This window comes from Spiroplasma endosymbiont of Lasioglossum malachurum, assembly GCF_964020065.1.
Classification (GTDB): domain Bacteria; phylum Bacillota_I; class Bacilli_A; order Mycoplasmatales; family VBWQ01; genus Spiroplasma_E.
This window is the reverse complement of the sequence record NZ_OZ026534.1, coordinates 497869-509962: the sequence shown is the minus strand read 5'-3', so window position 1 is coordinate 509962 and position 12094 is coordinate 497869. Positions and strand designations below refer to the sequence as shown.

13 protein-coding genes are annotated in these 12094 nt (G+C 23.2%); 7 read left to right on the top strand and 6 right to left on the bottom strand.

All coding sequences use genetic code 4. From position 1 onward, the window contains the following. Positions 1-85: 85 nt before the first annotated feature. The 4 genes from AACK95_RS02880 to AACK95_RS02865 all read right to left on the bottom strand — a co-directional run bounded on the left by AACK95_RS02880 (position 86) and on the right by AACK95_RS02865 (position 2518). On the bottom strand, positions 86-334 hold the full coding sequence (locus AACK95_RS02880; RefSeq protein WP_338980712.1) for a hypothetical protein: 249 nt from the start codon (positions 332-334) through the stop codon (positions 86-88). Positions 335-492: 158 nt separating this feature from the next. Continuing rightward, positions 493-1152 (bottom strand): ETX/MTX2 family pore-forming toxin, encoded by a 660-nt coding sequence (locus AACK95_RS02875; RefSeq protein WP_338980710.1) that lies wholly within the window; start codon positions 1150-1152, stop codon positions 493-495. A gap of 62 nt (positions 1153-1214) precedes the next feature. Then, a complete protein-coding gene (locus AACK95_RS02870; RefSeq protein WP_338980708.1) occupies positions 1215-1805 on the bottom strand; it encodes a hypothetical protein in 591 nt (196 codons plus the stop codon). A gap of 38 nt (positions 1806-1843) precedes the next feature. Then, positions 1844-2518 (bottom strand): BspA family leucine-rich repeat surface protein, encoded by a 675-nt coding sequence (locus AACK95_RS02865; protein ID WP_338980706.1) that lies wholly within the window; start codon positions 2516-2518, stop codon positions 1844-1846. Between the two features lie 223 nt (positions 2519-2741). Here AACK95_RS02865 and lepA point away from each other — a divergent pair, with 223 nt between their 5' ends. The 4 genes from lepA (at position 2742) to AACK95_RS02845 (ending at position 7395) form a co-directional block, all read left to right on the top strand. Beyond that, positions 2742-4550, top strand: coding sequence for a translation elongation factor 4 (gene lepA / locus AACK95_RS02860; RefSeq protein ID WP_422397160.1), 1809 nt, complete (start codon positions 2742-2744; stop codon positions 4548-4550). Positions 4551-5074: 524 nt separating this feature from the next. Continuing rightward, entirely contained in the window at positions 5075-5428 is a 354-nt protein-coding gene (locus AACK95_RS02855; protein WP_338980702.1) for a hypothetical protein, read from the top strand. 75 nt (positions 5429-5503) lie between these two features. Continuing rightward, complete coding sequence (locus tag AACK95_RS02850) at positions 5504-6016, top strand: hypothetical protein (protein ID WP_338980700.1); 513 nt, start codon at positions 5504-5506, stop codon at positions 6014-6016. A gap of 140 nt (positions 6017-6156) precedes the next feature. Continuing rightward, positions 6157-7395 carry an IS256 family transposase gene (locus tag AACK95_RS02845; RefSeq protein WP_338980979.1) on the top strand — a complete coding sequence of 413 codons (1239 nt, stop codon included), beginning with the start codon at positions 6157-6159 and terminating at the stop codon, positions 7393-7395. Between the two features lie 183 nt (positions 7396-7578). On the opposite strand, the gene AACK95_RS02840 is transcribed toward AACK95_RS02845, so the two are convergent. After that, the gene (locus AACK95_RS02840; RefSeq protein ID WP_338980698.1) at positions 7579-8547 is read right to left on the bottom strand and encodes a hypothetical protein; all 969 of its coding nucleotides are present in this window, start codon (positions 8545-8547) and stop codon (positions 7579-7581) included. A 278-nt stretch (positions 8548-8825) separates the two neighbouring features. Between AACK95_RS02840 and AACK95_RS02835 the strand changes: the two genes are divergently transcribed. The 3 genes from AACK95_RS02835 (at position 8826) to AACK95_RS02825 (ending at position 11516) form a co-directional block, all read left to right on the top strand. Continuing rightward, complete coding sequence (locus tag AACK95_RS02835) at positions 8826-10010, top strand: prolipoprotein diacylglyceryl transferase (protein WP_338980696.1); 1185 nt, start codon at positions 8826-8828, stop codon at positions 10008-10010. 120 nt (positions 10011-10130) lie between these two features. Beyond that, entirely contained in the window at positions 10131-10442 is a 312-nt protein-coding gene (locus tag AACK95_RS02830) for a hypothetical protein (RefSeq protein ID WP_338980694.1), read from the top strand. A gap of 15 nt (positions 10443-10457) precedes the next feature. Continuing rightward, entirely contained in the window at positions 10458-11516 is a 1059-nt protein-coding gene (locus AACK95_RS02825; RefSeq protein WP_338980692.1) for an MSC_0882 family membrane protein, read from the top strand. A gap of 146 nt (positions 11517-11662) precedes the next feature. On the opposite strand, the gene AACK95_RS07130 is transcribed toward AACK95_RS02825, so the two are convergent. After that, positions 11663-12091 carry an IS30 family transposase gene (locus AACK95_RS07130; protein ID WP_422397159.1) on the bottom strand — a complete coding sequence of 143 codons (429 nt, stop codon included), beginning with the start codon at positions 12089-12091 and terminating at the stop codon, positions 11663-11665. Between the last annotated feature and the right edge of the window lie 3 nt (positions 12092-12094).

Below are 12094 nucleotides of genomic sequence, written 5' to 3'. Positions count from 1 at the left end.
TTTTCCTTGACCACTAACTGCTTTTAATTTTAAAATATCAACTAAAAAGTTAGCAGCATCAGCAGATTTAGCTTTAGTAGTTTCGCTATCATTTTCTAATAAATTGCTGGCAGTAATATTGTTTAGTTGAATAGAGTTTCTTAGTTATATTATTTTGATAGATATCTAATTTGATTGTTGAATTATTATTTGAATCTAAAAAATTAAAATCTTTTTGTACTTGCATATTCATTTTTAGAATATCATCTGATTGACATGCAATGAGTGAGCCTGTACTAACTGTTGTTAAAATAACTGCTGTCATTAATTTAAATAAAGTTTTTATATTTTTCATATTTTTTCTTTCTCCTTTTAAATCTAGAAAAATTTTAGTTATTTTTAATAATTTAGTAATTAATTAAAAATAATTTTCTGATATAAATTATATATTTTTAGCACTTATTAATGATTTTCATAAAATGTTATTTTTGAATTAAATATTTTATATAAACTTTAAATTGGTTGTTCTGGATTGACTGTAACATCTAATTCATTAGATTTACCATATAAGGTTAATGGAATAGAATAATATAATTCGTTATTATTAGCATACATTAAACAATTATTAGCAAATTGATTTTTATTTAATTCTGTTAGAAGCTCATAGAAATTATATGTTTGTCAACCTTTATTAACATTATCTTCTCAATAATATAAATTTCCAGAAAAAGTTGAACTCTTATCTAATTTTAAAGTTAGAATATAGTCAGATTTAGTATTATTTAAAAATATATCATAATCTATATTTACCTTTTTATGAGGTAATACATTTATTTTTTGAGATGGATATTTTAATGTTACTGATTCAGAATTTGTATTTGTGGTACTATGGCTAAAGTTAAAATTAAAGGTTGTTTCTTCAAAAGGTATTGATATTTTTTCACTTATACCAACATCATATGTATTAGTAACAGAATAAGTATTTGTTACTTCTTTATCGTATTCTTGTGTACTAAGTTGTTGTTCAAGGTTTGTATTATTTTTAAGTTCTGTTTGTTCAGAAGTTTCAAAGGTCTTAGTTAAATTTATTAATGAAATTTTATCATTTGATAAAATTTCATTATTTTTAATATTAAGTTTCATATTTTCCAATCAATAACCTTTATTTTTCATATGACCCATTACAAGAATATCTAGAAAATTTCATATATTAAAATCAAATTCTTGTCTATAACTTAAAGTAATTTCACCTTTATAGTCACAGTTCCTTCAATTATAGCACTTGTAGTATTAATAGACCCTTTAATATTAAAATCATTAATAGTTAAAATACTAGTATCATAATTTATGCTTTTGATACCAATTAAAAGTTCCTCTTTGGTTGGAATTAAATTTTTTGCTAAAATTTTAATAAATCCTAGGTTTTGATTTGCTATAAGTAAATTTAAGTCTTTTTTCTCTTGTGTGGTTGTAATATTTATATTTATCGTTTTTTCACCAGTAAAGTTTATAGAAGTACTTAATGCAATTATTTTTATAATTAATTTTCTATTTTTAATATCAGCATCTTGTAGAGGTATATTATTATTTTTACTAATTTTTACATCGCTTAGTTGTAAATTTGAAAATGTTTTTTTTAATTTATTAATTAATTCAACTTTAAAAACTTTTACATTATTATCAAGTGTTGTAATGTCTAAGTTATCAGATAAACCTTTTAAATCTTTTTTATGTATAGGATATACTGCTCCTCCACAAGCAACTAAACTAATACTTGTTGGTGTTGCAACCATTAAAGATAATATAAATCTTAGCAGTTTTCTCATAATTATTTACCACCTTATCTTTTTCTTATTAAATTTTTTTATTGTTTAAATTTTGGTAATTTACTGGGATTATAAATTTTTGAGCCAGTAGCAAAATTACTGTGTTCTATTATTTTTTTTACATTTGATTTTGAAAGGTTTTGATTGAATGATCATGCATTAAAAAACATTTTATTCATATTTGTTACATTAGAAGTATTTCAATTTGAAATATTTTGATTAAATGTTAAAGCATCAGCAAACATTGAATTCATATTTATTACATTTGATGTATTTCAATCTGCAAGACTTTGATTAAATGCAATGGCATTTTGAAAGATAAGACTTAAATCTGTTACTTTTGAAATGTCTCACTTTGAAATATCTTGATTGAAGACAATAGCATCTCAAAACATATGTTTTAATGATGTTATTTCTGCTGGTAATTGATCTGGCACTTTTTGAATTGTTTTTGACATTTTAACCACTTGAATTTGATTAATAATGTTTTTATAAAATCCAATTTGAACAATTTCTTTGCTATTTATATTTGATAAATCTGTTTCATTAGTTGTTATTTGTTCTCCATCTTTGTCAATGTAAATTGTCTCCTGTTGAGTTTTATTAATTATATGTACATTTTGTTGCCAACTACTATTTAAATTAACATTATTTACATTTCCAACAGTAATTGTAATTGCTAAAATATTTAATGTTGTTAATATTTTTTTCATATTATTAACAACCCCCCTCCTTTATTTTTTGTTATTATAATTTTACATGATTTTAAAAACTAGTTATTTATGTATATATCTTTTCATATATTGTTAAGTGATAGTTTAATATATTTATAACATTATCTGCAACTTTCGATTTAATTTTATTTAAACTTTGGTATACTAAAACATAGTAAATAGTTTATAAGCAAAAGATAGGTGAATAAATAATATTATGAGTATCGATAAAAAATACATTAGAAATTTTTCAATTATTGCCCATATTGATCATGGTAAATCAACTTTGGCTGATCGTATTTTAGAATTAACTAATGCTGTTTCAAAAAGGGAAATGAAAAATCAATTGTTAGATTCACTAGATTTAGAACGTGAACGTGGCATTACAATTAAACTAAATAGTGTACAACTTAAATATCAATCATTAGATGGTCATACTTATTTGCTTCACTTAATTGATACTCCAGGTCATGTTGACTTTACTTATGAAGTATCGCGTAGTTTAACAGCATGTGAAGGTGCCATTTTAGTAGTTGATGCTGCTCAGGGTATTGAAGCACAAACTTTAGCAAATGTATATTTAGCATTAGATAATGATTTAGAAATTATTCCTGTTATTAATAAAATAGATTTACCAAGTGCTGAACCAGAAAAAGTTAAGGAAGAAATTGAAAAAGTATTGGGTTTACCTACTGATTATGCGCCTTTAATTTCTGCAAAAACAGGTATTAATATTCGCGATGTTTTAGAAGCAGTTATTAAATATATTCCTTATCCAATTGATGCTGATGATAATGAACCATTGCGTGCTTTAATTTTTGATTCATTATATGATAAATATCGTGGAGTGATGGCATTTATTAGAATTAAAACTGGTGTAATTAAAGTTGGCGATAAAGTAAGAATGATGTCAACTGGTGCCAAATATGAAATTACTGAATTAGGAGTACGCACACCAAAAGAAGAAAAGAGAGAAATGTTAACAGCTGGTGAAGTTGGTTGAATTAGTGGTGCAATTAAAATAATTAGTGATATTCATGTTGGTGATACGATTACTAGTGTTATTAATCCTGCTGATGCACCATTACCGGGTTATAAAACTTTAAAACCAATGGTTTATTGTGGTTTATATCCAATTGATACTAATAAATATCAAGAATTAAAGGATGCATTATATAAAATTCAATTATCGGATGCCTCATTAATTTTTACTGCTGAAACATCACAAGCATTAGGTTTTGGTTTTCGTTGTGGTTTTTTAGGGTTATTACATATGGATGTTATTCAAGAACGTTTAGAGCGTGAATATAATTTAGTTTTAATTTCAACAGCTCCTTCTGTAATTTATGAAGTAAATTTAACTAATGGTGAAAAGTTAATAATTGATAATCCAGCAAAATGACCAACTGTGCAGACAATTAAAAGTGTAGAAGAACCATTTGTGCAAGTAACAATAATGACACCAGAACAATATGTTGGTGCATTGATGCAATTATGTCAGGATAAACGCGGAACTTATTTAGATTTAAAATATGCTGATAATTTACGAAGAACTCTTATTTATAATATGCAACTGAATGAAATTGTCATTGATTTTTTTGATAAATTAAAATCAATATCAAAAGGTTATGCTTCATTAGATTATGAATTAATTGGTTATCAGGAAAGTAAATTAGTGAAAATGGATATTTTATTAGCAGGTAATATTGTTGATGCATTATCTGTTATTGTTCATAAGGATTTTGCTTATGATCGTGGGCGTGTTTTATGTGAAAAATTAAAAAAATTAATTCCAAAACAAAATTTTGAAGTTGCTATTCAGGCTGCTATTAATAATAAAATTATTGCTCGTCAAACTGTGCAAGCAGTTAGAAAAGATGTTATTGCTAAATGTTATGGTGGTGATATTACAAGAAAAAGAAAACTTTTAGAAAAACAAAAAGAAGGAAAGAAAAAAATAAAATCGATTGGTAATGTTGAATTACCACCAGAAGCATTTCGTGCTGTTTTAAAAATAAATGAAGAAAATTAATAAAAAAGTTATAAATATTTGCTTTGTTTTTTTCTAAATTGGATTATTTGAAAATAAAAATGAGATTTCTCACAATTTTATGTTAAATATATAGTATTTTTTTAATTCTGCAATTATTTCCATTTTAATTTTTATGTAATTTTTTTGCATTTCAATATTAATTAAATTCTCTTGACTTTTTAAATGATTATTTTCTAAATTATTTTTTATTATTGCGTGACACTCAATTTCTCTAGAGTAATTTTTAATCATATTTTTTATGTTATTAATCATTTTATATTCCCCATTTCAAAGTTTTATAAATAATTTATTTATATTTTTTATTATATCATTTTATTTATAAAAATTATAAATAAAATGATATAATTTTCTATAATAAATCTAGTATTCATAGAAAAATAAATTAAAAGCAAGTTTAAATAAAATGATATAATAAAAAAACAATTCCCTAAGAAATTGATAAAATTTTAATTTATAAATAAGTATATTAATAATAATTACTTAAATGGGGAGTAGGGGGTTATGTGAAAATTTTATTAAAAATAATTGATTGTTTGAACCCAATTTCTATTTTTAAAAGTATTAAAAAGTATATAGAAAATAGAGCTAAGATTGAAGCAAAATTAATTGATAAAGAAAAGCAAAGACAACATAAAAAAGATTTACAAGATTCTAGATTTAAACATGAATCACTTGAAAATGAAAAAGACAGAAAATTACAAAAAGAATTAGCTGAAGAAAAAACTAAAAGATTAGGGTTAATATTAGAAAATAAATTAACTATAAATAGACAAAATTATTATTTAAAACATGATAATAATCCTAAATTAGAATTGGAACTTAAAAGAAAACGAATTAAAGGTAAAAAAATAAAGTAATATTGTATTTACAAAAATATGAGGTTAAAATTGATATAATCACTCTATTGAAGGTGATTTTAAGGAGTTTTGATAATGGATTTAAATATCAATAAAAATTTAAAAACAAAAGTTTTAAATAATTTTTTAAATTTATTAGCAATTAATTTAGCAGATACTTATTTAGAAACCTTAAAAAAATATAAATCAAAAGATGTAGATGAATTAGTATTAAATTTTTTAGATCAAATAGTTTATTTAGTCGATGAAGAAATTGATATAACAAACGTTAAAAATAGTTCAAAAATATCAAAAATGAATACTAAACAAAAAGAAAAATTTAATAATGCTTTAAGAAAAGATAATAAATATCGAAAAATGTGTTCAGTTCTTAATTTTATATATCGAGTAATAAAAGAAGAAGAAACACAAGAGCAAGTATTCAATAATATATATCATTTTTATGAAAAATCTGATGCTGAAACTTTAGAAATATTTTCTAATGATTATAAAGAAAAAGAAAGATTTGATTTTTTTAAAGAAATAAAATTAAAGTTAAAAAATAGTAATAGTTTTTTATATAAATCAAATTTACAAGCAAATATATAAGTTTAATATATTTATAAAGTATCTTTAAAAACATCTCTAAAATAAAGGTAATGTTTAGTAATCTGTGTAACTTACAAAAATAACTATGTTTAATTAATTCTAGTAAATATAATTAAATGACTAGAAAGAGTGAGTTACAGATGGCTAAAAAAGATAACTTTAATAATAATGATCCAATATCAAAAGCAGTAGATTTATTATTAGAAAATACTGAAGATTTAACAACAGTTTTTAAAGAAGGGGGTTTATATAAAGAATTAACAAAACGTTTAGTTGAAAAAATGTTGAATTCTGAGATGCAAAATTATTTAGGATATGAAAAAAATCAACATAGTAATAGTGACAATGCTCGTAATGGTATAAGTTCAAAAAAATTAATAACTCAACAAGGTAAAATTGAGATTGATGTACCACGAGATCGTAATAGTAATTTTACTCCTGTAATAGTGCCAAAAAGACAGAGAAGATTTGATGGTTTTGATCAACAAGTTCTTTCCTTATATGCAAAAGGTATGACATTATCAGATATTAGAATGCAGTTACAAGAGTTATATCATGGTGCTGATATTAGTGAAAGTGTTATTAGTCAAATTACTGATGATGTGATTGATGATGTCAAAGCATGACAAAATAGACCATTAGAAGGCATTTATCCCATTGTTTATTTTGATTATATAGTAGTTAAAGTACGACAAGATAAACGCATTATTAACAAATCAGTTTATATAGCTTTAGGTGTTGATTTAGAAGGTAAAAAAGATGTTTTAGGTTTATGAATTAGTGAAAATGAAGGCGCTAAATTTTGATTAGCAAATTTCACAGAAATGAAAAATCGTGGCTTAAATGATATTCTTATTGCTTGTAGTGACAACTTAACAGGCATGTCAGAAGCAATACAATCTGTTTATCCTAAAACTGAACATCAATTATGTATAGTTCATCAAATCAGAAATAGTTTAAAATATGTTTCATACAAACATCAAAAATCACTAGTTACAGATTTAAAGCCAATTTATAATGCATGTAGTGAAGAACAAGCAATGCAAGCTTTAGAATTATTTGAAAGTAAATGAAATAAACACTATCCTCAAATTGCTAAATCTTGATATAAAAATTGAGATAATTTAATGATTTTTATTAGTTATCCTCCAGAAATCAAAAGAGTGATTTATACTACAAATTCTATTGAATCTGTTAATAGTCAATTACGAAAAGTCATCAGAAATAAAAAAGTTTTTCCAAATGATATGGCAGTTTTTAAAATATTTTACTTAGCAATTGAAAATATAACAAAAAAATGAACAATGCCCATTCAAAATTGAAATACAGCAATTGCTCATTTTATGATAAAATTTGAAGACAGAATTAATCTGAACTAGTACTTTGTAAAACAAAGAAACACAGATTACTAAAAAGCCTCCTAATAAAATATTAGAGATGTTTTATGAATAAACAAAATTATAAAAAATTAAAATTATTTATAATTTTACTATTAAATTTTCAATAAGTATTACAATTTTTTTAAAAAAGAACTAACTTAAAATTAGTTATTTTAAATTAGATTATTTATTTTTATATATTCCATCAGTAGTTGTTGCATAAATAGTAAAATTATTAGAATTATAAATCAATTCATTAATTGAATTAAATTTATTTTCATAGAATAAAGTGAAGTTTTTTTCTTGATAACTTTTTCATATATTACCATCTTTATCACCAACTAAAACCCCTGTTCCAAAAGTTATTACTGTTGTATTTATTGTTTCTAAAATTTGCTTATATGGTAAAAAATTAGCAATAGTAACACGTTTATAATAAACTTTTTTACTGTTGTTAGTAACAAAGATTGTTTCTTTATTATCAACAGCAATACTTGTAATACCACCATCTTTTAGTTGCTCAACTAAATTAAAAGGATTACCCCCAATACTTTTAAAAATCATTCCTTCTGTATTACCAGCATAAATTAAGCCATTTTTAGTTGTTTTTAAAACTGTAATGCTACCTGTTGCCCCATCTATTTTTTCTAATTCAGTTGTTGGACTTGAATTAGTATATACCCCTTGATTTGTTCCTATATAAATATTATTTTTTTTGTCAAAAGTCATTGCTAATAATTGATATGAACTTAAAGTATATTTTTCAGCAAGTTGATCATTTTTAAGAATATAAACTTTTAATTCATTATTTTTTTCATTATAAGTTCCAACATAAATTGTGCCATTAGGTGTTGTAATTAGTGATTTTATTTTATAATCATAATTAAGTAAATTTATTTCTTCAAAAGATTGACCATTGTCACTTTTATAAACAATACCTTCACTATTAACGGCATAAGTTTGTTCCCCCTTAAAAGTTAAACTATTAATTTCACCAGTAGTGCCTGTCATTTTGTTAAAGCTAATTTTAGAAACATTGTTTTTATTTAAAAAAGTAGTATTTTGATTGCTATTAATTATTTTATTATTTGATAATATCATCCCTAAACTTGTAACAGTGGTAATTAATAATAACAATTGTTTAAATTTCATTTTTATTCCCTCCTTTTTTTTAAAATTAAATTAAGATTTAGCAAAAATACATTATTTTTTGTAATTGTTTTTTGGTAAATCTTAATTTAAGTTTATATTTGCAAAAAATAATATACAATAAAAAATCTAAAAAAATGTGAATTACAATTACACTTTATCAAAATTATATATGTAATATGTATTGTTTGCCTTTATTTATATTGTGATTCTTAGTTAGTTATGGTATTCTATTATGGTATTCTATATTAAAAGATGGTCTTGTAAGTGAGGTGTTTGTTATGTTAAATTTAGATTTTGTTGGACCTCACGGCATTACTGATACTTATGGTGGATGGTTTCATGTTTATGCATTTGCTATTATGTCGGGTATTTTTGCTTCAATTATTGCTTCTTGAGTAAAATTTAAACGTTATCGTGTTCCTACTGATTCTTTAGCATGATCAATAATATTTATTATTCCTGCTTCATTATTTGGTGCTAGTTTTCTTGGCAAGGATGATCCTAATAAGTCAATTAGTTTTTTTGAAAAATTTGCATTTTGAAAACCAGGGATGTCTATTCATGGTGGTGTTTTATTTGGAATTATTGCTGGTGCAATTATTTTTTACTTTGTTGGTCGTAAGTATAAAATATCATTATGAATATATGGTGATTTAATTATTCCTAATATTTTATTAGGACAGGTATTAGGACGTTGAGGTAATTTCTTTAATCATGAATTACTTGGTAACGTTGTAAGTTATGATTCATTATCATGATTACCTGCTTTTATTCGTGATAATTGTTTTAAATTAAATGGTGGACCAAGTGGCACTCCAGAAACTATTAATGGTGAAATTGTTTATCGTGCACCAATATTTCTTTATGAATCAATTGCTAATTTAGGATTATGATTAGTGATTACACTTGTTGTTCCAAATCTTGGTAAATGATTTGGTAAAAAGCCATGAAAAGTAGAGCCAGATAAGTTTCAATTTGATTTTAAAAATAATTTTAAATACTGAGGAAAAATAACTTTTAATCCAAAATATTGAAATAAAGTAAATCATGACCCAAAACATTTGACTTGAACTAAAATGTGAAATGAAGTTTACTATTATAATCAAGTACCAAAAAATGTAGTAAATAAAGCATTAGCAGAAGTCAAACCTTCTGGTAAGAAAATTAATGATTATATAAATAAAAGCAAAAAACTTTATGAAATAAATAATCCACATCATTATCGAATGATGCATGCAGGTGTTCAAATGGGACTTTACTTTTTTGGATGAAATTTAATTAGATTTATTTTAGAGTTACAGCGCCCACCAGAAGATTTATTTTTAATTAATCGTCCAATTCTTGATTATACAGTTTTATTATTGATTACTTTCTTTGGCCTGTTTCTAGCAATATTTGCACAATTTGTTGCAGCAAAATATTTACGTAGCGAAGGATGAACATATGAAAAAGAATATTATTAATATTCTTTTTTATTATTAAAATAATTATTATAACAGAAAATAAACTATTAAATAGATAATATTAATTAGATTTGGTGTTTTTGTTATAATATTTATATACTAATGTATGAGGTGAAATTAGTGTTAGCAGTAGTAAGTGATGATAGTAGTACTAATACCATTAAGTTTTTAGGTTTTGAGATTCCAATTACTACTTTTTTATATTCAATGGGTGGGTTAGCACTTTTGATTTTTCTGTTATTATTATCAATTTTATTAATAATGTATTTACGCAAAAGGATTTCTATTAAAGGATACTTAAGTTTAGAAGAAAAAGATTATCAATTTGAAGATAAAATTTTGGAAATTGAACATGAAATTGCCAAATTACAAAGAAAATTTTATTCAAGTAAACATATTTCTAAAAAGACAAAAAATATTTTAACTAATTAAATGTAGGTGATGTATATGTCTAAAATAAAATTTAAATTATTTGATAAATTTTTTTCACAAAAAAATAGGTTATCAGATAAAGAAGGTTATCAAAAATCAACTAATAATAACACTTATTTTAGCAATGTTGTACCACCAATTAATAAAAATAAAGAAAATATTCATAATTCTGATTTTAATGAAAATGATTATAATGAAAAAAAATATGATGGTAAAAATATACAAGTTACTAGTTCTTATATAATACCTTTACAAGAAAAAAAGACAGTGCCGATCAATGAAAACTTTACTAAAGAAAAAGATATGTATTATGATCAACCACAAACATTTAATACTATGGAAATAGTTAGTTATAAAAATAGTTTTAAAATTCCAAAACCAATTAGCAGAGAAATTAAATCAGAGAAGCTAAAACAATTAATTTTATTATTTATTGGTGTTATGACATTAATTATTGCTTCAACTTTTATTGGTTTATATTTTGGTATGATTAACATAAAAATTATTCCTCATCCTGTAATTACTATTCCATTAGCAATTATTGCTCTTACTATTATTTTAATTAATATTATTGAATTTGTGACATTAAGAAGAGAAGTGGATTTATATATTGAAAGAACATTAAAAGGGTCATTATTACCTCCTAATTTTATAATTAGAAATTATCGTAAAATTCATGCTAACTTGATAATTATTAATTGAATAAGTATTAGTAGTTATATTGTTCTTGGTATTATTATTGGCATTATGTTTTTGATTAGTGGTCAGAAATTAACTTTTATTATTCAAAAATGAACAGTTAATGTTCCTGATATTATTAAAGATGCAATAACTTTAACAATTATTTTAGGTGTTATTTTCTTTATTCATATGATTAATATTGTTATTTTTAAATTTCGTAAACGTAATATTATAAGTTATTATGGCTATGAAATTATTAATCCACAAGAGTTAAATCAATACAAAAAAAAGATAAATAGAATATGTATGATTATTACTATTGGTTTTACTGCTTTAATATTTTTTGCAATTGTTATTCCAATATTTGTATTAAAAAGAAGAAAGAAAAAGTAAAAAAATATTGAATATTATCTATATATAATTAGAGTGTGTCATTAAATAAAATATTTTATGTAATAAAGATTATTTTTAAATAAAAACTAATTTGTATTATGTAAATATTTTTTTATTAAATAGCTAAATTGTAAAGGTAAGTGCAACTAAATTATTTTTCTATCCAAATATTCGATTGGTGAAAGATAATTTAGTATTTTTCTCGGTCTTTGATTTAAAGACAATATAAATTTATGAACTTCATTTTTATTAGTTTTTGAAAAAATAAATTTTTTAGGAAATTTTTCTCTAATTAAACCATTAGTATTTTCATTAGTACCTCTTTGTCAAGGTGAATATGGATTGGCAAAATAAATTTTTACATCTAAATTTTTTTCAAGTTGTTGTCAATTTGAAAATTCTTTGCCACGATCAAAAGTAATAGTTTTAACAATGTTTTTAGGAAGAATTGATAAATAATAACTGACATTTTTATTAATAACTTTAGTAGTTCTGTTTTTAACTAATATTGCTAAAGTAAATCGTGATACTCTTTCAACTAAAGTTATTAAACATGATTTGCTTTTGCTCTTGATGAT